The sequence below is a fragment of the Vibrio sp. Evd11 genome (genome assembly GCF_900382755.1).
Lineage (GTDB): Bacteria > Pseudomonadota > Gammaproteobacteria > Enterobacterales > Vibrionaceae > Vibrio > Vibrio lentus.
Window position 1 is genome coordinate 136943 of sequence record NZ_OSDX01000001.1, and the last position, 26300, is coordinate 163242.

The 26300-nt window shown below is 44.9% G+C and carries 29 protein-coding genes; 13 read left to right on the forward strand and 16 right to left on the reverse strand.

Translation table 11 applies throughout. From position 1 onward, the window contains the following. Window positions 1-23 precede the first annotated feature (23 nt). Window positions 24-2489: an acyl-CoA dehydrogenase FadE gene (gene fadE, locus ED652_RS00605; RefSeq protein ID WP_122053202.1), complete on the reverse strand. Its 2466-nt coding sequence runs from the start codon at window positions 2487-2489 to the stop codon at window positions 24-26. A gap of 327 nt (window positions 2490-2816) precedes the next feature. Here fadE and lpcA point away from each other — a divergent pair, with 327 nt between their 5' ends. Both lpcA and ED652_RS00620 read left to right on the forward strand, forming a co-directional pair. Next, on the forward strand, window positions 2817-3392 hold the full coding sequence (gene lpcA, locus ED652_RS00615) for a D-sedoheptulose 7-phosphate isomerase (RefSeq protein ID WP_017063379.1): 576 nt from the start codon (window positions 2817-2819) through the stop codon (window positions 3390-3392). Window positions 3393-3457: 65 nt separating this feature from the next. After that, window positions 3458-4303 (forward strand): class II glutamine amidotransferase, encoded by an 846-nt coding sequence (locus tag ED652_RS00620; RefSeq protein ID WP_017079424.1) that lies wholly within the window; start codon window positions 3458-3460, stop codon window positions 4301-4303. A gap of 108 nt (window positions 4304-4411) precedes the next feature. On the opposite strand, the gene purN is transcribed toward ED652_RS00620, so the two are convergent. Together purN and purM are read right to left on the reverse strand one after the other, a co-directional pair. Further along, on the reverse strand, window positions 4412-5098 hold the full coding sequence (gene purN, locus ED652_RS00625) for a phosphoribosylglycinamide formyltransferase (RefSeq protein ID WP_122053203.1): 687 nt from the start codon (window positions 5096-5098) through the stop codon (window positions 4412-4414). A gap of 120 nt (window positions 5099-5218) precedes the next feature. Continuing rightward, complete coding sequence (gene purM / locus ED652_RS00630) at window positions 5219-6259, reverse strand: phosphoribosylformylglycinamidine cyclo-ligase (RefSeq protein ID WP_008222945.1); 1041 nt, start codon at window positions 6257-6259, stop codon at window positions 5219-5221. 169 nt (window positions 6260-6428) lie between these two features. On the opposite strand from purM, the gene upp reads away from it, so the two are divergent. Continuing rightward, a complete protein-coding gene (upp, locus tag ED652_RS00635) occupies window positions 6429-7055 on the forward strand; it encodes a uracil phosphoribosyltransferase (RefSeq protein ID WP_017060716.1) in 627 nt (208 codons plus the stop codon). Between the two features lie 159 nt (window positions 7056-7214). Here the strand turns inward: upp and ED652_RS00640 are convergent, their stop codons facing one another. Next, on the reverse strand, window positions 7215-8453 hold the full coding sequence (locus tag ED652_RS00640; RefSeq protein WP_099165302.1) for a uracil-xanthine permease family protein: 1239 nt from the start codon (window positions 8451-8453) through the stop codon (window positions 7215-7217). Window positions 8454-8731: 278 nt separating this feature from the next. Here ED652_RS00640 and ED652_RS00645 point away from each other — a divergent pair, with 278 nt between their 5' ends. Next, window positions 8732-9991, forward strand: coding sequence for a DUF2066 domain-containing protein (locus tag ED652_RS00645; protein WP_122053204.1), 1260 nt, complete (start codon window positions 8732-8734; stop codon window positions 9989-9991). Between the two features lie 115 nt (window positions 9992-10106). Here the strand turns inward: ED652_RS00645 and ED652_RS00650 are convergent, their stop codons facing one another. The 4 genes from ED652_RS00650 to ED652_RS00665 form a co-directional block, all read right to left on the reverse strand. Next, a complete protein-coding gene (locus tag ED652_RS00650) occupies window positions 10107-10544 on the reverse strand; it encodes a DUF2069 domain-containing protein (RefSeq protein ID WP_017107212.1) in 438 nt (145 codons plus the stop codon). Beyond that, a complete protein-coding gene (gene wrbA, locus ED652_RS00655; protein ID WP_102297115.1) occupies window positions 10541-11134 on the reverse strand; it encodes an NAD(P)H:quinone oxidoreductase in 594 nt (197 codons plus the stop codon). The genes ED652_RS00650 and wrbA overlap by 4 nt, the downstream gene beginning before the upstream one ends. A gap of 6 nt (window positions 11135-11140) precedes the next feature. Further along, the gene (gene arsC, locus ED652_RS00660) at window positions 11141-11491 is read right to left on the reverse strand and encodes an arsenate reductase (glutaredoxin) (protein WP_017107214.1); all 351 of its coding nucleotides are present in this window, start codon (window positions 11489-11491) and stop codon (window positions 11141-11143) included. Between the two features lie 125 nt (window positions 11492-11616). Next, a complete protein-coding gene (locus ED652_RS00665; RefSeq protein ID WP_122053205.1) occupies window positions 11617-13071 on the reverse strand; it encodes a M48 family metallopeptidase in 1455 nt (484 codons plus the stop codon). Window positions 13072-13249: 178 nt separating this feature from the next. On the opposite strand from ED652_RS00665, the gene ED652_RS00670 reads away from it, so the two are divergent. Together ED652_RS00670 and ED652_RS00675 are read left to right on the forward strand one after the other, a co-directional pair. Further along, window positions 13250-13489, forward strand: a complete 240-nt coding sequence (locus tag ED652_RS00670; RefSeq protein WP_122053206.1) for a sulfurtransferase TusA family protein — start codon at window positions 13250-13252, stop codon at window positions 13487-13489. Further along, window positions 13482-14558 carry an AI-2E family transporter gene (locus ED652_RS00675; RefSeq protein ID WP_076668327.1) on the forward strand — a complete coding sequence of 359 codons (1077 nt, stop codon included), beginning with the start codon at window positions 13482-13484 and terminating at the stop codon, window positions 14556-14558. The genes ED652_RS00670 and ED652_RS00675 overlap by 8 nt, the downstream gene beginning before the upstream one ends. A 137-nt stretch (window positions 14559-14695) precedes the next feature. On the opposite strand, the gene bcp is transcribed toward ED652_RS00675, so the two are convergent. Together bcp and ED652_RS00685 are read right to left on the reverse strand one after the other, a co-directional pair. Then, window positions 14696-15166, reverse strand: a complete 471-nt coding sequence (bcp, locus tag ED652_RS00680; RefSeq protein ID WP_017107218.1) for a thioredoxin-dependent thiol peroxidase — start codon at window positions 15164-15166, stop codon at window positions 14696-14698. Window positions 15167-15178: 12 nt separating this feature from the next. Then, on the reverse strand, window positions 15179-15721 hold the full coding sequence (locus ED652_RS00685) for a glycine cleavage system protein R (protein ID WP_017107219.1): 543 nt from the start codon (window positions 15719-15721) through the stop codon (window positions 15179-15181). Window positions 15722-16095: 374 nt separating this feature from the next. On the opposite strand from ED652_RS00685, the gene dapA reads away from it, so the two are divergent. Both dapA and bamC read left to right on the forward strand, forming a co-directional pair. After that, on the forward strand, window positions 16096-16974 hold the full coding sequence (gene dapA, locus ED652_RS00690) for a 4-hydroxy-tetrahydrodipicolinate synthase (RefSeq protein WP_029223468.1): 879 nt from the start codon (window positions 16096-16098) through the stop codon (window positions 16972-16974). 48 nt (window positions 16975-17022) lie between these two features. Next, window positions 17023-18069 (forward strand): outer membrane protein assembly factor BamC, encoded by a 1047-nt coding sequence (gene bamC, locus ED652_RS00695; protein WP_017107221.1) that lies wholly within the window; start codon window positions 17023-17025, stop codon window positions 18067-18069. Between the two features lie 153 nt (window positions 18070-18222). Here the strand turns inward: bamC and ED652_RS00700 are convergent, their stop codons facing one another. From ED652_RS00700 to ED652_RS00715, 4 genes are all read right to left on the reverse strand, one after another. Continuing rightward, a complete protein-coding gene (locus ED652_RS00700; protein WP_017107222.1) occupies window positions 18223-18432 on the reverse strand; it encodes a DUF2897 family protein in 210 nt (69 codons plus the stop codon). Between the two features lie 8 nt (window positions 18433-18440). Further along, a complete protein-coding gene (locus ED652_RS00705; RefSeq protein ID WP_122053207.1) occupies window positions 18441-19115 on the reverse strand; it encodes a M15 family metallopeptidase in 675 nt (224 codons plus the stop codon). Window positions 19116-19161: 46 nt separating this feature from the next. Then, on the reverse strand, window positions 19162-20298 hold the full coding sequence (gene dapE / locus ED652_RS00710; protein WP_122053208.1) for a succinyl-diaminopimelate desuccinylase: 1137 nt from the start codon (window positions 20296-20298) through the stop codon (window positions 19162-19164). A 99-nt stretch (window positions 20299-20397) separates the two neighbouring features. After that, window positions 20398-20745, reverse strand: coding sequence for an ArsC family reductase (locus ED652_RS00715; protein ID WP_017110361.1), 348 nt, complete (start codon window positions 20743-20745; stop codon window positions 20398-20400). A 205-nt stretch (window positions 20746-20950) separates the two neighbouring features. On the opposite strand from ED652_RS00715, the gene ED652_RS00720 reads away from it, so the two are divergent. Continuing rightward, window positions 20951-21238 (forward strand): helix-turn-helix domain-containing protein, encoded by a 288-nt coding sequence (locus tag ED652_RS00720; protein WP_029223467.1) that lies wholly within the window; start codon window positions 20951-20953, stop codon window positions 21236-21238. 67 nt (window positions 21239-21305) lie between these two features. Here the strand turns inward: ED652_RS00720 and ED652_RS00725 are convergent, their stop codons facing one another. Then, entirely contained in the window at window positions 21306-21647 is a 342-nt protein-coding gene (locus tag ED652_RS00725; protein WP_076668337.1) for a DUF4156 domain-containing protein, read from the reverse strand. 12 nt (window positions 21648-21659) lie between these two features. After that, window positions 21660-22004, reverse strand: a complete 345-nt coding sequence (locus ED652_RS00730; protein ID WP_017110359.1) for a DUF2956 domain-containing protein — start codon at window positions 22002-22004, stop codon at window positions 21660-21662. A 109-nt stretch (window positions 22005-22113) separates the two neighbouring features. Here ED652_RS00730 and ED652_RS00735 point away from each other — a divergent pair, with 109 nt between their 5' ends. The 4 genes from ED652_RS00735 (at window position 22114) to ED652_RS00750 (ending at window position 26249) form a co-directional block, all read left to right on the forward strand. Then, window positions 22114-22575: a DUF2919 domain-containing protein gene (locus tag ED652_RS00735; RefSeq protein WP_076668339.1), complete on the forward strand. Its 462-nt coding sequence runs from the start codon at window positions 22114-22116 to the stop codon at window positions 22573-22575. A gap of 65 nt (window positions 22576-22640) precedes the next feature. After that, window positions 22641-23564, forward strand: coding sequence for a Dyp-type peroxidase (locus ED652_RS00740; protein ID WP_102362157.1), 924 nt, complete (start codon window positions 22641-22643; stop codon window positions 23562-23564). A gap of 120 nt (window positions 23565-23684) precedes the next feature. Then, window positions 23685-24818, forward strand: a complete 1134-nt coding sequence (locus ED652_RS00745) for a flagellin (protein WP_122053209.1) — start codon at window positions 23685-23687, stop codon at window positions 24816-24818. A gap of 297 nt (window positions 24819-25115) precedes the next feature. Further along, entirely contained in the window at window positions 25116-26249 is a 1134-nt protein-coding gene (locus ED652_RS00750; protein WP_004736189.1) for a flagellin, read from the forward strand. The last annotated feature ends 51 nt before the right edge of the window (window positions 26250-26300 follow it).

A 26300-nucleotide genomic window follows, 5' to 3' on the forward strand; every position in this document is an offset into this window, starting at 1 on the left:
TTAGTTACATACTGATACTTTGGCTAGGCCACGTTATCAATCGATTGACCTGGGTATTGTGACTTTGCTGTGAGTTCCTCTGGTGCGAAGTCGTCAACGTTAATTGTGTATAGTCGGTGTTCTTCAGCGCTAACAAGCAACGCAGCTTCTTGCTCATTTAAAATACCTTTCTCAAGTCCTAATTGAGCAACAAGATCGAGTCTTAAGAAAGCGCGTTTTTGATGCGTCTCTTTGCAGACTTTGTCGAATAAAGGCTCTGCTTGAAGAATCACTTCTAGTGCTTTTTCTATTTTACCAACAGGGTTGTATTCCGTTGCTTCTAAGTATTGACCGCGGCCAATACGTGAACGAGTTTCACTTGGTGTCTGTAGTATGCTTGCTACTTGGCTATCCAGTTTGTCATTGGGTGCACGACGAATACGACCAAATGGCATCAGTACAACACGAAGTAGGCGTCCAATTACCGGGTTAGGGAAGTTCGCTAGGAACTCATCAATCGCGACTTCAGTTTGACGTAAGCTATCTTGCATACCCCAATGTACTAGCGGTAGATCCTCAGCGTGGCTGCCTTCACTTTCAAAACGCTTAAGTGTTGCAGACCCTAAGTAGAGTTGACTCAGGATATCGCCCAGTCTTGCAGAAAGACGCTCTCTACGTTTCAAAGAACCACCTAGTACTGCCATTGAAATATCAGACAGTAGCGCTAGGTTAGCGCTGTAGCGGTTCAATTTTTGGTAGTAGCGCTGTGTTTGTTTGTCAGTTTTATTAACTGGAGTTGGCGTATCAGAACCACGACCGTCGGTTAAACCAAACCACAAACTGCGAACGAGGTTACTGAGTGTAAAGCTAACGTGGCCAGCTAACGCAGAATCAAACTTATCAAGAGCATCGCTGCTTTCAGAATAAGCCGCTTCCATTTCGTTTAGAACATAAGGGTGACAACGAATCGCGCCTTGACCGTAGATGATCATTGAACGAGTCAGGATGTTTGCCCCTTCAACGGTAATCGCGATTGGCGAACCTTGGTAGCCACGCGCTAAGAAGTTTGATGGACCTAAGCAAATGCCTTTACCACCGACGATATCCATCGCATCGATGATGCTGCGTTGGCCACGGTGAGTACAGTGGTACTTAACGATGGCAGAGATAACTGAAGGTTTTTCGCCAAGGTCGATACCTGCAACGGTTAGGTTACTCGCTGCATCCATCACGTAAGCATTACCCGCTAGGCGTGCTAGTGGCTCTTCAACCCCTTCCATACGGCCAATTGGTTGTTTGAACTGACGACGAATGCGAGCGTAAGCACCCGTAGCAAGCGCGGCTGTTTTGATACCACCCGTTGAGTTTGAAGGCAGCGTGATACCACGACCAACCGACAAACATTCAACCAGCATACGCCAGCCTTGGCCTGCCATTTTCTGGCCACCAATGATGAAATCGATTGGTACGAAGATGTCGTCGCCCTGAGTTGGACCGTTTTGGAATGGAACATTGAGTGGGAAATGGCGATTGCCAATCTCAACACCTTTTAAATCAGTTGGGATAAGCGCACAGGTGATACCAAGGTCTTTTTGATCGCCAAGCAGACCATCCGGGTCGCGAAGTTTAAAGGCTAATCCCAAAACAGTCGCGACAGGCGCGAGAGTGATGTAACGCTTGTTCCAAGTTAGGCGCATGCCCAATACTTCTTCACCTTCCCATTCACCCTTACATACCACACCATAATCTGGGATAGAGCCTGCGTCTGAGCCTGCTTCTGGACTGGTCAGTGCGAAACAAGGGATCTCTTTACCTTCAGCTAGGCGTGGCAGGTAATGGTTTCTTTGATCTTCTGTGCCGTAGTGCTGCAATAGCTCACCAGGGCCTAGTGAGTTAGGTACGCCAACTGTCGATGATAATACGCTCGAAACACCTGTTAGCTTCTGTAGAACCAAAGACTGAGCGTAAGCTGAGAATTCTAAACCGCCGTATTTCTTTTTGATGATCATGGCAAAGAACTTGTGGTCTTTTAGGAATTGCCATACTTCTGGTGGAAGATCCGCTAACTCATGCGTCACCTGGTAATCGTTCACCATTTCACAAACCTGATTTACAGGTCCGTTTAAAAAGGCTTGTTCAGCTTCAGAAAGCTTAGGGTCAGCAATGTCCTGAAGTTTCTTCCATTCTGGTTTGCCTTTGAACAGCTCAGCTTCCCACCATACGGTACCCGCTTCCAATGCTTCTTTTTCTGTCTGTGACATTGCAGGGAGTACTTTCTTAAACAAAGAAAGTGCTTTTTGGCTGATGATGGTTTGACGAATTGCAGGTACAGCAAGCATTGCAACGGCCAAGAGGTAACAAAGCCAGCCAGTGACAGCTACGCCGCCAAACAATGTCAGTACAACCATTGAACCGGTTAATACGATTAAAGCACGTACCAGACTAACTCTATGGTAAAGGCAGACACCAAAGATGGTTGTCATGGCAAGTAGGGAGAGCAATATGTTCATGATCGATTTCCTTTTCAGAGATCACTTATCGTTATGATTTTAGGTAAGAGGTCTAACCAGTTAAGTGTAAACAAAATATTAAATATTTGTAAAACTCTAAATTGGGTAAAAAGTGATCTCAATAGAGTTAAAATTCTAATTGTGAGAGGTTGGTGGTGAATAATTGGACGGTTCTGCAGTGAGATATTAATTTTGGTAGCAATCTTTTGGCTTAAGTATCGACACTATTTCATGTTTGTGGGTAAACTCAGTAATAAAGAGGGGAAAACCCTCAGTTCTCATTTCACGCACTTCAAGTTGCGTCAAAAAATATAAGAGATAAGCCTTATGTACCAAGACCTAATCAAAAGTGAATTGAACGAAGCTGCTGACGTTCTTAACAAGTTTTTGAGTGATGATCATAATATCGCTCAGATCGAAGCTGCGGCAAAATTGATTGCTGACTCATTTAAACAAGAAGGCAAAGTGCTTTCTTGTGGTAACGGTGGTTCACACTGTGATGCGATGCACTTCGCGGAAGAGCTAACTGGCCGTTACCGTGAAAATCGCCCAGGCTACGCTGGTATTGCGATTTCAGATCCTAGCCACCTGTCTTGTGTAAGTAACGATTTTGGTTACGATCATGTCTTTTCTCGTTATGTAGAAGCCGTGGGTCGTAAAGGCGATGTGTTGTTTGGTTTGTCGACTTCAGGTAACTCTGCCAATATTTTGAAAGCGATTGAAGCTGCTCAAGCTAAAGGAATGAAGACGATTGCATTGACGGGTAAAGATGGCGGTAAAATGGCAGGTTGTGCTGATATCGAAATCCGAGTTCCGCATTTTGGTTACGCTGACCGCATCCAAGAGATTCACATTAAGATCATTCATATTGTGATTCAGCTTGTCGAAAAAGAAATGGAATAATAGTTTTACAGACATTTGGAGCCCTGCTTAGGCTCCATTGGTTTTAAAAGGGAGTAGATTAAACCATGTGTGAATTGCTCGGTATGAGCGCGAATGTGCCAACTGATATTTGTTTTAGTTTCACCGGCCTGATGCAGCGTGGAGGTAATACCGGACCACATCGTGATGGTTGGGGAATCACCTTTTATGAAGGGAAGGGCTTTCGAACGTTCAAAGATCCTAACCCTAGCTGTGAATCAAAGATTGCTGAGTTAGTTCAAAACTACCCAATTAAAAGCCAAGCTGTTGTCAGTCATATCCGTCAAGCCAATCGTGGTGGCGTTAATCTAGAAAATACTCACCCATTTACCCGTGAGCTATGGGGACGATACTGGACCTTCGCTCATAATGGCCAATTAACGGATTACGATGATCTAGTTAGTGGGCGTTTCAGACCTGTCGGTGAGACGGACAGTGAACTTTCTTTTTGTTGGTTAGTGAAACAATTAGAAGATCGTTTCCCTGAACCACCACAAGACATGGAAGGCATGTTTCGCTTTGTTGCAGAGTGTTGTGACCAGCTGCGTGAGAAAGGTGTCTTTAACATGCTACTCAGCGATGGTGAGTACGTCATGACCTACTGTACGAATCACTTATACTGGATAACAAGACGTGCGCCTTTTGGTAATGCTAGCCTGATTGATGAAGATGTTGAGATAAACTTCCAAGAAGAGACCACGCCAAATGATGTGGTTACGGTCGTCGCAACGCAGCCTCTAACATGCAATGAAGAGTGGTTTAGAATGAAGCCAGGCGAATATGCCCTGTTTCATTTTGGTGAGCTGATCGGTAATAACCATAAAGCGTTGGAAGATGTTGCTTACGCACCTAAAAAGGTTGCAAGCCAAGCACCGACTGAGCCATTGAGCTAAGTATTCCTAATAGTTCTATTTTGAACCGCATAAAAGAAAGGCCGCTTACTGAACTAATGAATCAGTAAGCGGCCTTTTTGTTTTTTTATTTGGTTTAGTTTTAACTAATTACTCTTCTGCGTAACCGTGCTTGCCTAATGGTTTACCGTCTAAGATTGCTTGTCCGTTTGCCATTGATAAACGACCTTCCGCGAACCACTTGCAGACCATAGGGTAAATGCAGTGTTCTTGGGTGAGCACTCGGCTTGCTAGCATGTCGGCATCATCCTCTTCAAATACTGGCACCTTAGCTTGTAAGATTACAGGACCGCCATCGAGCTCTTCGGTAACAAAATGGACGCTGGTGCCATGCTCTTTGTCCTGAGCATCAATAGCACGCTGGTGGGTGTGCAGCCCAGGATACTTAGGTAACAGAGAAGGGTGGATATTGACCATTTTACCCGCGTAATGACGAACAAACTCTGAACTCAGAATGCGCATATAGCCAGCGAGTACAATCAGGTCGGGTTGGTAAGCATCGATCTGAACCATCAATTCATGATCAAATTCTTCACGCGAATTAAATTCTTTTGGATTCACCGAATGAGCGTCAACGCCTGCTGACTTTGCTCTCTCTAGACCAAAAGCCTCTGCTTTGTTTGAGAAAACGGCCTTAACAGAGGCGTCAATCGTGTGGCTATCACAGGCATCTAAAATTGCCTGCAAGTTACTTCCGCTTCCTGAGACTAAAACGACGATGTTTTTCTTAGAGTGACTGTTATTCATAGAATGGCTGTTCTTCATAGAGTGGGTCATGCGATTGGTTAACTGAAGTATTTACAATTTACCTACATAAACTAAGGTTTTCTGCGGGCTAAATAGCAAAATGAGGACCATTAGGTCCTCATTGATTAACTAAGTAAGTGAGCGTATCACTTATTTGATTTCTACTTGCTCTTCGCCAGCTTCAGCGTTTGCGATCTCACCGATAACCCAAGCGTTTTCGCCTTCTGCTTTCAGTAGTTCAACAGCAGCGTCTGCTTGATCTTTAGGTAGAGCAACAACTAGGCCTACACCACAGTTGAAAGTGCGGTACATTTCAAATGTCTCCACGTTACCTTTCTCTTGTAGCCAGTTGAAGATAGCAGGCCATTCCCAGCTCTTGCCATCAATGACGGCTTTAGTACCTTCAGGAAGTACGCGTGGGATGTTTTCCCAGAAACCACCACCCGTGATGTGCGAGATAGCATGAATGTCATGCTCTGCGATCATCTTAAGTGCAGACTTGATGTAAATCTTAGTCGGTTCTAGTAGGTGTTCACCGATAGTGCGACCTTCTAGCTCTTCACTCTTATCAGCACCAGAAACTTCTAGAACTTTACGAATTAAAGAGTAACCGTTTGAGTGTGGACCACTTGAACCAACAGCGATAAGTGCGTCGCCTGCTGCTACCTTAGTACCGTCAATGATGTCAGCTTTTTCCACAACACCAACACAGAAGCCAGCTACATCGTAGTCGTCGCCTTCGTACATACCCGGCATTTCAGCAGTTTCACCACCGATTAGCGCACAGCCAGCTTGAACACAGCCTTCAGCAATACCAGAAACAACGTCTGCTGCTGTATCTACATCTAGCTTACCTGTTGCGTAGTAGTCTAGGAAGAATAGCGGCTCACCACCTTGAACGATTAGGTCGTTCACACACATTGCCACTAGGTCGATACCAATGGTGTCGTGTTTTTTCAGATCCAAAGCAAGGCGAAGTTTAGTACCAACACCATCAGTACCTGAAACAAGCACTGGCTCTTTGTATTTCGTTGGAAGTTCACATAGGGCGCCAAAGCCACCAATACCGCCCATTACTTCAGGGCGACGAGTGCGTTTAACAGCACCTTTAATACGGTCTACTAGTGCATTACCTGCGTCGATATCAACACCAGCGTCTTTGTAGCTTAGAGAAGAAGTATTACCACTCACGGGATAGTCCTCGAACTTAAGTTGGATGTGAAAACGGCGCTATTCTAACAGGGCTTGATTACCAAGAGCAAACGTTTGCGCGGTTTTTTTTATTAGAATAAAGATTCTGAAATAACCTTAGAGTTCGTGTATAATCTACAGGTTTGTTTAAATATTGCCGGAGTTGGAAATGAAAGTTGTTGAAGTGAAACACCCGCTAGTAAAACATAAAATTGGCCTGATGCGTGAAGGTGAGATTAGCACTAAGCGTTTTCGTGAGCTAGCGACAGAAGTGGGTAGCCTTCTAACATACGAAGCGACATCAGACTTTGAAACTGAGCGTGTAACTATTAATGGTTGGAACGGTCCAGTTGAAGTTGACCAAATTAAAGGTAAAAAAGTAACTGTAGTGCCAATCCTACGTGCTGGTCTAGGCATGATGGACGGCGTTCTTGAGCACATCCCAAGTGCACGTATCAGCGTTGTTGGTATCTACCGTGACGAAGAAACACTTGAGCCAGTACCATACTTCAACAAGCTTGCATCTAACATCGACGAGCGTATTGCTCTAGTAGTAGATCCAATGCTTGCGACAGGTGGTTCTATGATCGCAACGATTGACCTGATGAAAGAGAAAGGTTGTAAGCACTTTAAGATTCTTGTGCTTGTAGCGGCTCCTGAAGGTATCGCAGCTCTAGAAAAAGCGCACCCAGACGTTGAGCTTTACACGGCTGCAATCGATGAGAAGCTAAACGACAAGGGCTACATTGTACCTGGTCTTGGCGATGCTGGTGATAAGATCTTCGGTACTAAGTAATTCGGTTTCAGCCTAAGTTACTCTAAACCGTTTCTTAACCTGCTGAATTAGCCGTATTAATAAAAAGGGAGAGCATTCGATGCTCTCCCTTTTTTGATCTTGCTAGCTTGTGATGCTCTTTATTGAGGCCCACAAGCCTGTATCAGTTTGTCGACTTAGTTAGTCTATTTGCGCTTTATCTACAACGGTGTTGTCGCCTAGCTCTTCAGGAAGGACTAGGTTTAGTAAAATCGCCACGATACCGCATAAGCTTACGCCTTGAAGGCTAAAGTCACCGATGCCAAATGCCATGCCGCCAATACCGAATACTAGAGTAATACCGACAATCACAAGGTTACGTGATTTGTGTAGGTCAACTTTGCTCTGAATTAGGGTGTTCAGGCCTACTGTTGCGATTGAACCAAACAGTAGAATCATGATGCCGCCCATTACAGGAACTGGAATCGTTTGAAGTAGAGCACCTAACTTACCAACCAATGCTAGAACAATCGCTGTTACTGCTGCCCAAGTCATTATCACTGGGTTAAATGCTTTCGTCAGCATTACCGCACCTGTTACTTCACTGTAGGTTGTGTTTGGTGGCGCGCCCAGCATAGAAGCTGCAATAGTCGCCACGCCGTCACCTGTGATTGTGCGGTGTAGACCTGGCTTCTTAAGGTAGTCTTTGCCGGTTACGTTAGAGATAGCAAGCATGTCGCCAACGTGTTCAACGGCTGGGGCAATCGCAACAAACACCATAAAGAAGATAGCGTTGATGTTGAATTCTGGCGCTGTGAAGTTAGGTAGAGCTAACCAAGCAGCTTGAGCGACAGGGGTAAAATCAACGACGCCGTATACTAAGCTTGTGATGTAACCTGCGACAATGCCACCAAAGATAGGCAGTAGCTTAAGGAAGCCTTTTGAGAACACACTGATGACAATCGTTACTAGCAGTGAAATTGAAGAGATCCACAGTGCTGCATCTGCATCGACAAGCTGAACTGCACCATCGCCTGTTTTACCTAACGCCATGTTTACCGCAACAGGCGCAAGACCTAAACCGATCACCATGATTACAGGGCCAACCACGACGGGTGGAAGCAGTTTGTGGATGAAGGCTACACCACGTACCTTAATTAAGGCACCCATTAATACATACACAACACCGGCTGCCATTAGGCCGCCCATGGTTGCACCTACGCCCCAAGTTTGAATACCAAACATGATAGGGGCGATGAATGCAAAAGAAGATGCTAAGAAGATTGGCACTGAACGGCGTGTAATAAGTTGGAATAAAAGGGTACCGATACCTGCGCCAAATAGTGCAACGTTGGGATCAAGTCCTGTTAGTAGTGGCACCAGTACAAGCGCACCAAACGCTACAAACAGCATTTGCGCACCTTGCAGAGCATTTTTCATGTTATGTCCTTAAAAATGGTCGTTATATGAAAAGTGAAAAATAAAATTCGCGGGATTCTATCACTTAGCAATCGATTGCCACACCAAATAGATCAAATTTATTTATCTTAGTGATGTTTTATATCCATCGTCGCCCGAAAAACTCAGTTTATAAGTGAGCGATTTATCATGGCCAGGTGATATTTTAAGGTTATTAAACACAGTGGGCGCTATCGACCTTGCCCCTCAATCCATAGTTGCTTATCATCTAGGCACAAGATTTGAATATTAGGATCAGTATGCGCTACATAGCATTGTTGTTGATGGGACTATTAGCCTCTCCGAGTTATGCCTTAACTCAAGTAGATATTTTTAGTGCTGAAGTTGCGATTAACGCTGAAAACAAACAGCCAGAACAAGTGGCAAGAAATACAGGTATGGAGCAGGTATTAATACGTGCGACTGGCCAAACTGATGTCGCTTCGAATGAGACGATTCAAAAGGCGATGCGTAAGAGTTCGCAGTACATGTCTCAAATGAGCTTTGGCGAGAGCAATGACCAATCAACGTTGCGTATGCGTTTTAACGGCGCTCAAATCCGTTCTCTATTGACGCAAGCACAGTTGCCGTACTGGCCTGACACTCGTTCAAATATTCTTGTTTGGCTGGTGGAAGAGCAGAACTACGACAAGAATATTGTGTGGGAACACTCCAATTCACAATTGGCTGCTGGTTTACAAGCCAACGCAAAAGAGCGCGGTTTACCCCTGACGTTACCAGTCGGTGATTTTGACGATATTACTGGTATTGCGACCTCTGATCTTTGGGGTAGCTTTGTTACGCCAATCAGTAAAGCGAGTCAGCGTTACCCGGTTGATGCTGTTTTGGTGATTAAAGCTCAATCTTCTGGCTTACGCTGGACTCTGTATGACCAAAAACCAAACCAACTGACGAGCGCACCAAAATCGCCTGTGAGTGGTTCAGTATCGGGCAACAGCGCGACGACTTCTAAGAAGCTTGTTGACCAAATCAGTAACTACTACGCGAGTAAGAGTGCAGTAACGGTTGCGAGTGAATCTTCGGAATCAATCTTAACGCAGTTTATTAGCCTGAATAACGCGCAAGACTTCTTCCAGTTGGAGAGTGCACTTAAACGTTTAAACTCAGTTGCAAGCCTAGATATCCTTAAGATTCAAAACAACGAAGTGACTTTCCGAATTCATTTATTGTCGACTCAACAAGAGTTTGAGCAAGAAGTTGAAAGCATTCGCCAAGTCGCGAAGGTTGAAGAGTCTTACATTGAACCTGAAGTGAGCCCTGAATTTGAAACGCAAGACAACTCCATGTCTGTCGGCGATGATTCAACAGACGCTGTTGATGCTGAGGGTGGCGAGACTGACTCAAACGTTCAGGTGATTAAAGGCAGCGAGCTCTCTACGGACGCTGAGCTAACAAGGACTTCTGACGTAACGCTAGACGAATCTGGTGAGGAAGAACTCACGGTAACTGCACCAGTGCATGCTAAGCCAAGCCTAGTATATGAATGGGTTCGTTCGTAACTGTCCGTTGGAATGATCGATTGACATGACATCATGAAAAAAGCCCTGCAAGAGTTATCTCGCAGGGCTTTTTGTTGCTTGGGTGCCATATAAGCTCTAGAACATCGAAGCAATATTATTGCTCGAACTTAGCTTTCTCTTTCTTTTCTACTTCAGAAAGGCGCTTAAGCTTAATACCTAACTCTTTGGCTCTAAAACGGGTAAATAAGATATTGCCTGCGAAGCCTAGGCTAGTCAGGAGTAGCTCTACAGCCGCTAACAAACGCTCTCCACCGTCTACATACATAATCGTTAACGCGTGTAGGAAGTAGAGCATTAAGACGAAATTCGCCCAAGCGTGCGTATAAGGCTTGCCTGCTAGAATGCCCGGTAATGGCAGTAACAGAGGTACAGCCCAAGCAATCGCAAGTGTGACATTGCTAAGATGCGGGTGCGGTGAAAGCGTCATCTGCCAAGCCACCACCCAAAATAAAAGCAGCAAATTACCTGCTAACGCTAGGTAGCGAAAGAGCTTGGTTTTGGGAGACATAGCCGTTTCTGGCATATACATCATTGAGAGATTCCCTTCTGGTTGATAGCGATGCGCGCTAAGCGTTTGCCTAGGTTCTGTGCCAACTCAATTTCTTCTTTACTTAATGAAGCGCTCTCTCCAGTACTGCTTGCACCGTAAGGCGTGCCACCTGTTTGAGTGGTGTGCAGCGCAGGTTCTGAGTAGGGGATTCCCACGACTAACATGCCATGATGAAGTAGAGGCAGCATCATGCTTTGCTGTGTCGTCTCTTGACCACCATGCAGTGATGAAGAAGAAGTAAACACACAAGCTGGCTTATCGATGAGATCGCCATTGATCCACAGTGATGTCGTGCTATCCCAAAAGTGCTTCATTGGCCCTGCCATGTTGCCGAACCAAACTGGGCTACCTAGTGCTAAGCCATCGCAAGAACGGAGCTCTTGCAAGGTCGCAATAGGATCTGTCGGTTGATAACGCGAATCAGGCTGCTCTTCTACCGTGTACACGTCGTTCACCGTTCTCAGCATGGCTTCGCAGTTCGGGATAGATTCAACCCCTCGTGCAATCTGTCTTGCTAGCGCTTGTGTGTTGCCGTGGCGACTGTAGTAGAGAACAAGAATGTTAATGCTCATATTGGCTTACAGGATCTCTAATACTTGCTCTGGTGGACGACCAATTTTTGCTTTGTTGTTCGCAACAACAACAGGGCGTTCAAACAGTTTTGGGTTTGCCGCCATTGCTGAGAAAAGATCTTCATCAGTCACCGATGCATCACCAAGATTTGCTTCTTTGTAATCTGCTTCTTTGGTGCGCATCATCTCGCGCACACTGGTAAAACCAAGCTGAGTGAAAAGCACTTTAAGCTGCTCGATAGTTAAAGGTGTGTCTAGGTATTTGATAACCTCTGGCTGTACGCCGTTCGCTTCAAGCAGTTCGAGAGTTTGACGGCTCTTTGAGCAACGTGGGTTATGATAAATCACGACAGACATGGTTCTTCCTCATTATTATTTTTGATTTAGTTGTTCAGTTGAAGCCACCTGAGTAGCTTCTTTATTATGTAATGTTGAGCTTTCTTTCTATGCTTTTACCAAGAATTACGGCTAATGAAACAAACTTATTGCAGCGATAAGAAACGCTCGCGCTGAATCATTAGCTGGTCGAGTCGAGCATCGTAACGTGCTTGTTTTAGACTGCCGAGTTCTGCAATTTGGCTGGCCTGCGTGTAGTACTGAATCGCTTTGTTCCAGTTAGCTTGCAGCGCCAAAATTTCTGCGCGAGCGGCCAATTCTTCGTCGCTATTACCTAAGCTCGTATTTACTTTTGAAAGTAGGTGCCAGCCATTGGTGTCGTTCGGGTTATCGTGCGTGTAACGTTGCAGCACGCGAACGGCTTCCTGTAGGTCTTCATTTTCAATCAGCGCATTGGCGTAGTTAATGGTCAGAACCGGGTTGTTTGGTTGGCGAACCAGTGCCGATTTAAGTTCTTTAATCGCTATCTCGGGCTGTTTCTGTTCAATGTGCAGATCTGAGATCGCATCTAAATAGAACAGATTGGTTGGATCGCTGTTGATGAGTTTGGTTAGAATTGGCTCTGCTTTATCTAATTTTTTAGTATCTAGATAAACCAATGCTTGGCCATATTCTAATGAAGGCACTATAGCTTTCGGTGCTTTCTTTAGTTGGCGTGCAAACCAGTCCAAGGCCGCATCATTGTTGATACCCGCATAGCGCGCGACAATGCGAGCTCTTGCCAGATGGTAATCCAGTGATGGAGCCAGTTTAAGTGGCGGATAGCTGCGAGCACGGGCACGAGAATCTGTGATTCGATCTTCTGGTAATGGGTGAGTCAGTAGCATTGGTGGTGGTGTGCTTGCGTAGCGGTATTCATCAGCCAAGCGGCCAAAGAAACGTGGCATTGCATTCACATCAAACCCAGCTTTTGCGAGCGTGTTGATACCAAAGCGGTCGGCTTCTTTTTCATTACTACGTGTGTAGTTGATCTGGCTTTGCATGTTACCCGCAGTTGTAGCAGTTAGGGCTGCGATACCTGCTTCAGGTGCAGCAATCGCCAATAATACAGAGGCGGCTAGCGCTGCGATGGTGGCTGGAGAACGGCGAGCTTGATCTTCCATACTACGTGCTAAGTGACGTTGGGTAACGTGCGCGATTTCGTGCGCGATTACTGAAGCTAACTCACTTTCAGATTGTGCATGCAGGAACAGACCTGAGTGCAAAGCAACATAACCACCAAAGAATGCAAAGGCGTTAATGTTGCGGTCACGGATCATAAAGAACTGGAAAGGGGTCTTTACATCATTCGCGTTCGCGACAAGGCGATGGCCGAGCGTATCGATATATTGGTTTAGAACAGGATCGTTGACGATGGGCTGGCTGCTTCTGATGATGCGCATGTAGGCATCACCATAGATAAGTTCTTGATCGATAGTGAGTGTGCCGCCAGCAGCGGTGCCGATATCCGGTAGCTCCAAACCATTGGTATTTGCCAATGTTGGGGTGCTTAATGTAGCTGCGATGCATAAGCAAGCAATTGAGCGAGCGCGTTTAAACATATTAGTCAGTAATACTCCGTTTCTTCTGACAGTAAGACAAGTGCAATGCAAATTGGTTCTTTATCTGATGTAACCTTTGCCGAGTGCGTGCGCTATCATGAAGGAAGATGAATGAATGATGGCGCGTTTTCAAAAACAGATTACAATACGACCCTTATAATAAGCATCGAGCCCAAGAATGACACCTAATATTCTAGATTTACGCCAAGAGCGATGTCCAATGGCTTTATTATTAGCCAAGCGTCACAGTGTAAAGTTAGAAGTAGGACAGTCATTGTCAATTTATGTCTCTGATAATAGCTCGATGAAAGATATTGTTACTTTTTTGTCTAAGCAAGCCTATGGCGTCATCGCTGAGGTTTGCTCTAATTACCATCATATCCTCGTCACTAAAAAGGAATTGCAGTCAGATGCTTGAAATGGTCAATCGTTGGTATAAACGACGTTTCTCTGATCCCCATGCTGTCAGTTTGGTTGCCATCATTCTATTCGGCTTTATTACGATCTACTTCTTTGGTCACCTTATTGCGCCATTATTGGTAGCGATTGTGTTGGCTTACTTACTTGAGTGGCCTGTTACCCAGCTCCAAAGACTCGGTGTTCCAAGAACACCATCAGTGATGTTGGTGATATTAATGTTCTTTAGCGTGATGCTATTGGCGATATTTGGTTTGGTACCGACCATTTGGGAGCAAGTGGGCAACCTAATCAATGATATTCCAAGCATGTATGGCAGCCTACAAAAGTTCATCGCGACGATTCCAGAGCGTTACCCTGAACTGGCTAACTTGCAGATTGTTGAGTCAGTTATGTCTAACGCGAAGAACAAAGCGCTAGGCTTTGGCGAAAGCGTTGTTAAAGGCTCTTTAGCATCTCTTGTGAGCTTGGCGACACTGGCGGTTTACCTGATTCTTGTCCCTCTTTTGATTTTCTTCTTACTGAAAGATAAAGAAGAGATGATCAGGATGGCAAGCGGCGTCCTTCCTCGAAATCGTCGTTTGGCGACCAAAGTATGGGTAGAGATGAACCAGCAAATCTCCAATTACATTCGCGGTAAGGTTCTCGAGATTTTAATCGTTGGTGGTGTGAGTTATGTAACCTTCGCGATTTTAGATCTTCGTTATTCAGTATTGTTAGCGGTCGCGGTTGGTTTCTCTGTATTGATTCCTTATATCGGCGCGGCAGCTGTGACTGTTCCAGTAGCGATTGTTGGCCTGTTCCAGTGGGGGTTAGAGCCTCAATTTTACTGGCTGTTACTTGCGTATGGCATCATCCAAGCACTAGATGGCAACGTGTTGGTTCCGGTTTTGTTCTCTGAAGCAGTGAACCTGCATCCAGTCGCGATTATCGTTGCGGTATTGGTGTTTGGCGGGCTGTGGGGGTTCTGGGGTGTGTTCTTTGCTATCCCGCTGGCGACCTTAGTGAAGGCGGTTTGGAATGCCTTACCGAGTCATGCTCTTGACGATGACCCTGAGCATCAATCGTAATTGAATGCGCTATCAATTTTAATAAGTAAAAAAGGCCGAATATCCATGATATTCGGCCTTTTTGTATTTGGCTTAGTGAGTCGTGTATTTAGATTCGCTAGGTGCGAATGTAGATAGTCAACTCACTGAAGTCGAGATTAAGCTTCTGGGTTGAAGTAATCTAAAACCACTTCGTGGTGAGTCTTGGTTTTGAACTTGTTGAAGACGTGTTCAATCTGACCTTCTTCATCGATTAGGAAGCTAATACGGTGCAGACCATCGTATATTTTACCCATGAATTTTTTCTCACCCCAAACGCCAAACTGTTCAGCAACGCTGTGGTCTTCATCTGATAATAGAGTGAAGTTCAGAGACTTCTTCTCAACGAAGTTTGGTAGGCGTTTGACTGGATCAACACTCACACCTAGAACAACCACATTCAGGTCATCAAGCTGTGCTTTGATATCACGCAGGCCTTCCGCTTGTACGATACAACCTGGAGTCATTGCTTTTGGGTAAAAGTAGAAAAGTACTTTCTTACCTTTAAAGTCACCAAGAGATACGATATTGCCATCTTGATCTGGAAGAGAAAAAGCAGGTGCTGGAACACCAGCCGTTAGCGTATTCATGACATTTCCTTTTTAGAGACTGTTTTTAATAAAGTTGAGCGAGCCTTGTACGGATAGACTCAGACACAGCGCGTCGAATTCTTCTTGTAGCTGCATCAAATTACATTCTGATTGCACAGAAGCGGTAATAGAGATATGGAATTGGTCGTTGTCGAGTTGAACCTTCGACTTATTGATGGTTCGTGCGCTCAGCGAGTCGAGTCCGATGTTGCGGTCTGCAAAGAACTGAGTGAACTGCTCGGTAAGGCCGATTTTGTCGTCTGACTCAACGAACACCTCTACGGTGTAAGAGTTCTCAATCACATCATGAGTTGAGGTTCGCTTCATAATCGTAATCAAGTCGTGCTCTTGTCCAAGTAAGGGCAGGGTGGTTTCAACGCGGGTGATGTTGTTTGCCTTTCCAGACAGTAGCATGATAAGCGTAAATTCTTCGCCAAATAGAGCGATACGGCTATCAATAATGTTACAGCCTGATTGGGTGACTAAATGAACCACTTGGTTGCATACACCTGGGCGATCTGTGCCCACAGCTGTGATTACTAGATGTTGAGTCATAAAATCACGTCTCTTTATATTCCATTGATTCATGCATGTTAGCACAGTTAACAAAAGGAATAAGTGTAGGAGGGGGGCTTTTATGAGGCGTTTTTCTTCCAATACGCAGCAAATGGTAGGAATGTCGAGCAGGCTAAAAAAACAAGATAGCGCCACGTTGCGACAGCTTACCTGTTACTGACATCCAGTTTAGCCCTATCCGTTAGATTGAGCGTAGATGACCAAAATTTTAGATAGAACGGCGTTAGAAGTCGTTTTACCTCAAACATACGACAATATTTAATGCAGTTGTTGCCAGTAAGCCACTTTAATGTCTTGTGTTTATTGATCGGCTTACAGTAACATGCAAAAAGAATAAATTAAGGGAGATAGACATGTTTTCAGGAAGTATCGTTGCGCTAGTTACGCCATTTAATACAGATGGTGAAGTGGATTTCGACAGCCTTAAAAAGTTGGTTGAGTACCATGTTGCTGCAGGTAGTGATGGTCTGGTTGCGGTTGGCACAACAGGTGAGTCTTCTACGCTCACGATTGAAGAGCATGTCAAAGTCGTCAATAAGATCGTTGAATTTGCCGATGGTCGTATCCCTGTTATTGCAGGTACAGGCGCAAATGCGACTCACGAGTCAGTGTTATTCAGCCGTTTGTTGAACGGTTCTGGCATTGCTGGTTGCCTGAGCGTAACGCCTTACTACAACAAACCAACTCAAGAAGGTTTGTACCAACACTATAAAGCGATTGCTGAAGTTAGTGACGTTCCACAAATCCTATACAATGTTCCGGGTCGTACTGCCGTTGACTTGTTACCAGAAACGGTTGCTCGCCTTGCTGAGATCGAAAACATCGTTGCACTTAAAGATGCGACGGGTGATCTCGACAGAATTGCAATTCACCGTGAACTTTGTGGCGAAGACTTTATCTTACTAAGTGGTGATGACTTAACAGGCCTAGAATTTGTTAAGCGTGGTGGTGATGGTGTTATCTCTGTAACCAATAATGTTGCAGCTGCTGATATGGCAACCATGTTCAAACTAGCGAAAGAAGGTAAGTTTGAAGAAGCAGAAGCGATCAATGAGCGTTTGATGCCTCTTCATAAAAACTTGTTCGTTGAGTCTAACCCTATTCCCGTAAAATGGGCGGTTCACAAATTGGGTCTGATTGCTGAAGGTGGCTTACGTCTACCACTGACTGAATTGTCAAAGCCAGCTCAACCTGTTGTTGCTCAAGCAATGACTGAAGCGTGCATTTACTAAAACGTATGAAATGATGCCGAAGCGAACCTTCGGCATTTAGGAGTATAAATGAAGTATTCTCACCAGCTAGTGATTGGGTCACTGGCTGTTTTCGTTCTTACAGCATGTTCTGGCAGCCCGACTCAACGTCGTCAAGCCAAAGATGATTTCGAATACTTAGAAACACCTGAGTTTTCACAATGGCAACTGCCTGAAGATGCTCAACCTCAGTTCTACCCAAATTTTGATATCCCAAGCGGTGAATTCAGTGGTGGTACAGGTCGTCAAGTGGATATTCGTCCGCCTCAACAGGTTCTTGAACTGATCCCAGGTGCTCGTGCTGAGCGTCAAAACGGCGAAGTGACACTATGGCTTCTTCGTGCTGAAGAAGCAGACCGAGTGTGGCAAACAGCGGTAGATATGCTTGCTCAGCGTGGCATTGGCATTCGTGAGCAATCAGAGAACGACATTGAGACCGATTGGGTAACTTGGGTTTCTGAAGACGAAGAAGTAGAGATTGGCAGCCGTTATTCTATCTCTCGTTTCCAAGCGAACAATCGTCATGGCTTCAAGATTAACCTGATTGATTGGCGTGAAGGTTCTGAAGAGAAACCTGTATCGGCAACCAATAAAGAGCGTTACAACGCGTTCCTAACGAACCTTGTGATGGCTAAGTATGATGAAAACCTTCGTGCTGAAGCTGCACTGAAAGCGCAAGAGTTAGTGAAACGTATCCCTATTTCAATGGGTGCTGACCGCAGTGGTTTCCCTGTGATTATCGCGCGTACGCCTTACAACGTGTTGTGGCAACGTTTGCCTGAACTGCTACCTCAAATGGGCTTCGAGCTTGAAGAGCGTAATCAGTCTCAAGGTACCGTGAAAGCGAAATACGCAGCGCCTGATGATGAGTTCTGGGAAACAATTGGCCTACAGCCTATTGACCTAGCGCCAGGTACTTACACCTTCTTGTTTGGTGATCTTGGTAACCGTACGTCTATTAACGTAACGGATGCATCAGGTAAGCCAGTAGAAGAAGAGCTACTTAAGTCAATGGTTCCGGTATTGGCACACGTTGCTGACCAAACCAAAGATAAGAAAGAAGCAAAAGCTGAATAAGCCCTGATCTGATTTTGATAAATAAAAAAGAGGACACATTGTGTCCTCTTTTTTATGTTCGTTCGTCAGCGTTTTATCTATGTGTTGTCTAATTTCTAATTAGGGATAACAGCGCACCTGACTTGTTGGGGCGAGCGCATCAAAGGCATTAGGTTAAGTGTCTTTGTTCTCAGTGGACTTATCTTCTTGAGCTTTCTCTTGGTTCTGTTTATCCAATTGATTGAGCTTGTCTAAGTCTTTCTCTGTTTTATTACGACCTGTCAGATCCATATTAGCGGTCTGTTTGAGCGCAGCAATATTACCCACCACAACGCTAACCACGATGATGATGATAACCCAAGGGTTTGTAAGCCACTCCAACATAAGCGCTCCTAATGACTGATATTCGCCACGAAGCGCGCATAGATCTCATCTAGCTGCTCCATAATTATCTCATACCCTAATATTGGCTTAGATTGGAGTTGCTTGCCAAGTAAAGTGGGAGATAACTGTGATAAACACAACTGTGAAACTTTACGGTGGCTAATATGCCAAGGTTCTATCGCCACACCGCCGAGGTCTTGGCTGTAAGGGAAGAAGAACCCATATTGAGATGCATTGGCAACAAGCCATTGGTAAAACGCTTGCTGGTGGCCAGTAAGGTATTCCCATGGTTCCAGCTGTAGCTGCGTGCCTTCAGGTAAGTGATTGCGAGCAAAGACGTCAAAGTCACAACCCCAATGATGACGACTCGCTCCAGGAAGCGCAGACCACCTCAGGATCGCCGACAACTTTTGCTGTTCACTGAGTGTTGAAGCATCCAGTGGCTGGCTTTCTGAGTCTAATATCGGTACTTCACCAGAAAACTTACGGTTCCAAATCAGAGATTGCCTTTCATAGTCGCGAAAGCCACTGGCAATCTCCATTTTAAAACCAGCGAGTTGAGCAGCTTCAATCAGATTGTTTAGGTCACCTTTGACATCACTGTGGACCAAGAAGCTCTTGGTGCCAATCAGGCTAGGTTCCAGATGAGAATCTGATTGTCCGGTAAGCTGCTCTGGTGTCATAACGCGTCTCTCAATAATTAGATGCTATCAATCGCTGATCAAAGAACTATTTAGCAAACAGGTTCACTAGTGTTCTTTCGTACATGTCGGTTAGCTTCTCTAAGTCAGCCACTTTCACGCATTCGTTAACCTTGTGAATGGTCGCATTAACCGGACCTAGTTCAACGACTTGTCCTTTCATGCGTGCAATAAAGCGTCCGTCAGATGTACCACCTGTAGTCAGTAGTGCTGGTTTTACGTCATTAACGTGGCCAACGGCATCCACAATAGCATCAAGCAGTGAGCCAGCGTCGGTTAAGAACGGGTCGCCATTGAATGTCCATTTCAAATCGTATTCGAAATCGTATTTGTCGAGTGTATTTGTGATTCTCTCAACGATGATGTCGTTGTTTAACTCTGTGCTAAAGCGAAGGTTAAACTGAACATTAAATTCACCAGGAATCACGTTTGATGCGCCAGTGCCCGCACTTACATTTGGGATTTGGAAGCTGGTCGGCGGGAAGTAGTCATTACCTTTATCCCACTCGGTAGTAGCCAGTTCATTGATCGCAAGCAGAGAGCTGTGTACCGGGTTGTTCGCTAGGTGAGGGTAAGCAACATGACCTTGTGTGCCTTTAACTGTTAGATCACCAGTGATAGAACCACGACGGCCGTTTTTCACGACATCACCAACGTACTCAGTACTTGATGGTTCACCCACAATACACATGTCGATGTTCTCGCCACGAGCCATCAGTGCTTCAACAACACGTACCGTACCGTTGATGAAAGGGCCTTCTTCATCAGACGTGGTAAGGAAACCGATTGAGCCGGTGTGATCAGGGTGTTTTGCAATGAACTGTTCTACCGCAACGATCATTGAAGCTAGAGAACCTTTCATATCCGCCGCGCCGCGACCATGCAGGAAACCATCTACGATAGTCGGTTCGAATGGTTTAGTGTTCCACTGCTCAATTGGGCCTGCAGGTACAACATCTGTGTGGCCAGCAAAAGCAAAGAGAGGCGCTTCTGTACCACGGCGAGCCCAGAAGTTCGTCGTATCTTCAAATACCATCACTTCGATTTCAAAGCCTAGTGCTTTTAAGCGTTCAATCATCAGGTCTTGGCAACCTGCATCTTCAGGGGTTACCGATTGACGGCTAATGAGGTCTTTTGCCAGAGCCAAAGTTGGGCTATCTGTCATCCTTGAATTCCTTGTTTAAATAAAACGTCTAGTCATTAATTGTTGAGCGCTGAATAGGGGAGGTTCAACGCTTTTTGTTGTTTAATTTTATGCGGCTATTTAAGCAAAAATAGCGGCATATTGATCAGCTTTGAAGCCGATGTGAAGCTTGCCATCCACTTTCAAGATTGGGCGCTTGATCATTGCCGGTTGTTCAACAAGCAGAGCCACGGCTTTTTCTTCCGTTAGCGTGTCTTTTTGTTCTTGAGTCAATTGGCGATAGGTCGTACCACGTTTGTTTAGCACCAGTTCCCAACCAAGTTCTGAACAGAAGCTTGTCACTAATTCTTCAGTGATGCCTTGTTTACGATAATCGTGAAATTCGAACTCAATACCTTCAGCTTCTAACCATTTCTTTGCTTTTTTGATGGTGTCGCAGTTCGGAATGCCAAACATAGTGATAGTCATTATTCTTCCTTTGGGTGATTTTATTTCGTTGTTATGAGTTGAATCCTATCAGGAAGCGGCAATTCAGACAAAATAGAGTGAGGAATATTTCATAGAGTGAAAAAAAACAGTAAGAAAATGTCACTATTGGAGACTTATTGATCAGCCTCAACATGTTGTCAGCGAAAAAAGAAATAATTGAGTTGCACATATATAGGAGGTGTCAATGGAGTTGAGTCCTGTTTTTGCAAGGCGGCTATATTTAGCATTGTTAGTGGAAAGCCTTGATAGGCCAAATGTGCCTAAACTCATCGAAAAAACGGGTTGGCCTCGTCGTACTATTCAAGATGTACTCAAGGCGTTACCGGGGATCGGTATCGAACTTATGTTTGTTCAAGATGGGCGACGTCATAATGATGGTTATTACCAGTTATCCGACTGGGGGCCATTTGATAGTCAATGGGTTATCGAACGTAAAGGCGATATAGCAACAAGCCTTGGATTTAGTGCATAAGCCAGCGAAAGCTGGCTTTCTTTTGGGCGCCATAAAATCAAAGCATATCGAGATGCCGATTTACTGATTAATTTTCTTTCTTACACAGATAGGCCGTGCCAAGCATAGTGACGGAAGTACTAAAGTCTTGGGGAAGTGTGAATATAACGGTGTCTGCACCTAATTCAATGGCGTTGAATTTTAACTCGTTCATTGCGCCTTGAATCAGCGTGTCATTTGGGAAAAATAGGTAGCTGTACCAGTGACCCTCGCTGCCGGTGACTTCCCCTTTGTACTCGCACTTGTTGATATCAATCAGTCCGTGATAATCCATTTGTACTTGGTCAGCTTTGCTATGCGGGACTGTCGTCGGTGTCGTGCACCCTAATAACATGCCTGTCATAGCGAAAGCGACTAATTCCTTTTTCATACGTAAACCCTGCTACTTCATCAAATAAATCGCGAAACCAACCCAGCTTGCGATCAATAGTAACCACGGCAATTTACTGGCGTGATTTGATGTTGTTTCAATACTCGTGTCTACATTGTTCTCTTCGTCTAGATTAGCTTGTTGAGTCTGCTTCTCTTTCTGGACACGTTTCTTTGCTTTATCAGCTTGTCGACTGCGCTCTTTTTGCTGTTTCTTGTAAAGTGCGATGCCTTTCTCGATACCCTGAGCAATCAACTTCGTTTGTTCTTTGGTTTGAGCTGGCTTTTGCGTCGCTTTGGCTATCTTCAGTGCTTCTTGTTGAGATTCAACAGACGGTGTATTAGTTTTCTTTTTCATACTGAGTTCGATAATTAAAACGGATTAACCAATAAGATAACGCAAACCTAGTTAAGTATGAATGATTTGCGTTAAAGTGTTGGTTTGAAAATAAGTGAAAGTGAGATTTGTGCGGTACTCCATAGAACAATACGACAAACACGGCTTTTTGAAAGCCCCGATCTTATTATGGTTAGGTTGGCTGTTTCTGGCGAAAGCTTTGGTCGTTTTCATTGTTGCGGGCGCAAGCCGAGAGTCGGGTACGGATATCCTCGAGATAATCTATCCAGATCACCAGATGTTTTATGTCGGAATTGCTTTGAGTGTCCCTAGCTTGCTACTGATGTGGTTGTTTGGGCTCAGAACACCAGAGAGAAAGCGCCTCAATAAAGTCGTATCTTGGGGGCGTTGGGTCACCATGATGGCTATCTTGGCACAAGGCTCTCATACACTTTATTTAATCTATTTGGATAACGGATGGTTCCGTTGGTCAAATGGCATCACCTTGTTGTTGCTCCTGTGGTTAGCGCTTTTTCTAACCAATAGTCATGCCGCGAGGGATTGCTTTAAAGTGGTTGAGCACGAAGACTGATTCTCATCAAAACATTTGTCCCATTCACAATTATACTTAGAAGCTAAAACTGGAAGGAATAATCTATGCTTAATGTCTCAAATGAGCAGCCTAACGTTCAAAGTGCTATCTTGCCAGAAGCTGGGCCTTTCGCTCTTTACGTTCAATTAAAAGTGAATGCTAACACTGCTAACGTATTAGCAGAAATTCAAAAAATTCCTTCGCTAATCGAAGAGCTCAACCAAACTCAACCAGATGCGAACTTAACGGCGTCGGTTGCGTTTTCAAAGGCGTTTTGGGATAAGTTCGAGCAAGCAGCTCCCTCTGATCTAATTGATTTCCCTGCGCTTGGTGAGGGTGATGTCACTGCACCGAGCACATTGTCTGATGTTCTGATTCACTGTCATTCAAATCGACACGATCTGCACTTTTTCATCCTACGTAAATTGCTATCTGAAGTAGCAGCGGACGTTGAAGTAGTGGATGAAACCTACGGTTACCGCTTCCTAGATTCTCGTGACATGACCGATTTCGTTGATGGCACTGAAAACCCGAAAGACGCACAGCGCGCTGAAGTAGCGATTGTGCCTGAAGGTGAGTTCGCTGGTGGTAGTTATGTGATGGTGCAACGTTTTGTGCATAACCTACCTGCTTGGAACCGATTGAATGTATCGGCACAAGAGAAAGTGGTTGGCCGTACTAAGCCAGATTCAATCGAGCTAGATGATGTTCCTGCGGCGTCTCACGTTGGTCGTGTGGATATCAAAGAAGAAGGCAAGGGCCTTAAAATTGTTCGTCACAGCCTACCTTACGGCACTGCAACGGGCGACCACGGCCTATTGTTCATTGCTTACTGTAACGTTCGTCATAATTTTGATGCGATGCTAGAGAGTATGTACGGCGTGACAGATGGTAAAACAGACCAACTGCTTCGTTTTACTAAAGCGGTGACAGGCGCTTACTACTTTGCACCGTCGACTGAGATGTTGAGTGCATTAACGATTAAGTAAGTCGTCTAAAAAGAATAAACAAAGGGAGCCTCTGGGCTCCTTTTTTATTAAAGCTTTAGATGAATTGGTCGATATAAGAGCAATCGTGAGTTTTATTCATCTTTTTGTAAGTGAAGGTCTATGGCTATAACTGTTAATACAAATGTCTCAGCGCTGGCGGCTCAGAGGAATCTGTCGAATACCAACAATATGCTGAACCAATCTTTGGAGCGCTTAGCTTCCGGGAGTCGTATTAATAGTGCAAAAGACGATGCGGCTGGCTTACAAATTTCGAATCGACTAGAAGCGCAGATGAGCGGCATTGATGTCGCGGTTCGAAACGCTAACGATGGAATCTCCATTATGCAGACTGCAGAAGGGGCAATGAATGAAACCACCAATATCATGCAGCGCATGCGAGATTTGTCGCTGCAAGCGAGTAATGGTTCGAATAGCCAGTCTGAAAGGACAGCGATTCAAGAAGAAGTGACCGCCTTAAATGATGAATTGAATCGAATTGCTGAAACCACCTCATTTGGTGGTAAAAAGCTCCTAAACGGTAGTTTTGGTAGCACGTCATTTCAAATCGGTGGCAGTTCTGGTGAAGCGGTGCAGGTAGGTTTGAAAAACATGCGCACCGATGACATCAACATGGGGGGATTTAGCTATGTCGCCAATGGCATGGCAAGTGACTTGTGGGAAGTCAAATCCAACCAGAATGATATGACGATGTCGTTTACCGACCGTTTTGGTCAGCCTCAAGAGATCACCATTAACGCGAAAGCAGGCGATGATATCGAAGAGTTGGCGACTTATATTAATGGTCAAACGGATCTGGTCTCGGCTTCCGTCAATGATGAAGGGCAGCTTCAGATCTATATGTCTGGCGAAGACACGGCAGGCACGATCTCTTTCTCAGGTTCGTTAGCCAGTGAGCTTTCGATGTCGGCGGGTTATTACGAATCAGTCGATGACATCAATGTGACCGATGTGGGTGGCGCGCAGCGTGCTGTCTCTATTTTGGATACCGCGATGAAGTACGTGGATAGTCATCGCTCCGAACTCGGTGCAATGCAAAACCGCTTTGATCATGCAATAAATAATCTCGAAAACGTTCATGAGAACCTGGCGACATCCAACAGCCGAATCAAAGATACCGATTACGCCAAAGAGACCACTCAAATGCTCAAGCAGCAAATATTGCAGCAAGTGAGCACCACAATACTGGCTCAAGCAAAGCAAGCGCCGAATCTTGCCTTAACCTTGTTGGGTTAATAAATCACTTCGAATCTTATAAAGGTATTTCAGCTTAACTAAAGCCCTTTGGTTAATAAAAATACAACTTTTCGCTCGACTGACATCCCGACAACTTTAGCGTTTTTCTCATCTTTTTTTGATAATTTTATTGCTAGTCACGCTTTCTTCTCCTTTACCGCTATTTCTTTAATTTTGTTGTTTTTTTCCTAAAGGTTTCAGCATTCACGCCGTTATTAATAGTAACTTAGAGATAACTACTTGGTTTTCCGAGACGTCGGAAACCGCTATACCGGAAAATCAATTGGAGAAGTCACCATGGCAGTGAATGTAAATACCAACGTTTCAGCGATGACAGCACAACGTTACCTAAACAACGCAAACAGCGCACAACAAACATCAATGGAGCGCCTAGCTTCAGGCTCTAAAATCAACAGCGCGAAAGATGACGCTGCGGGCCTACAAATCTCGAACCGTTTGAACGTTCAGAGTCGTGGTCTTGATGTTGCTGTTCGTAACGCTAACGACGGTATCTCTATTGCACAAACTGCTGAAGGTGCAATGAACGAGACAACCAACATCCTGCAACGTATGCGTGATTTGTCTCTACAATCTTCAAACGGCTCAAACTCAAAATCTGAGCGTGTAGCGATTCAAGAAGAAGTAACAGCACTGAACGACGAACTGAACCGTATTGCGGAAACCACGTCTTTTGGTGGCAACAAGCTGCTTAACGGTACTCACGGTACTAAATCATTCCAAATCGGTGCGGATAACGGTGAAGCGGTAATGCTTCAACTGAAAGACATGCGCTCTGATAATGCTCAGATGGGTGGTAAGAGCTACCAAACTGAGAACGCGAAAGATAAAGATTGGAACGTTCAAGCTGGCGCAAACGACCTAAAAATGTCGTTCACTGATAACTTCGGCCAAGCACAAGAAATCGATGTGTCTGCGAAAGCGGGCGACGACATCGAAGAGCTAGCAACGTACATCAACGGTCAACAAGACTCTGTTAAAGCGTCTGTAACTGAAGACGGTAAGCTACAAATGTTTACTGGTAACAACAAAGTTGAAGGCGAAGTAGCATTCTCTGGCAGCCTTGCTGGCGAACTAGGTATGCAACCTGGCAAAGACGTAACGGTTGATACTATCGACGTAACATCAGTTGGCGGCGCACAAGAGTCTGTAGCAGTCATCGATGCGGCACTTAAGTACGTAGACAGCCACCGTGCTGAACTGGGTGCTTTCCAAAACCGTTTCGACCACGCTATCAGCAACTTAGACAACATTAACGAGAACGTTAACGCATCTAAGAGCCGCATTAAAGATACTGATTTCGCGAAAGAAACGACTCAGATGACTAAATCTCAGATTCTTTCTCAAGCTTCAAGCTCGATTCTAGCTCAAGCAAAACAAGCTCCGAACTCGGCACTTAGCCTACTAGGTTAATCGGTTGAAAGGCCACGTTGACTTTAAGCGTTGTTGATCACAAGCGTCAAC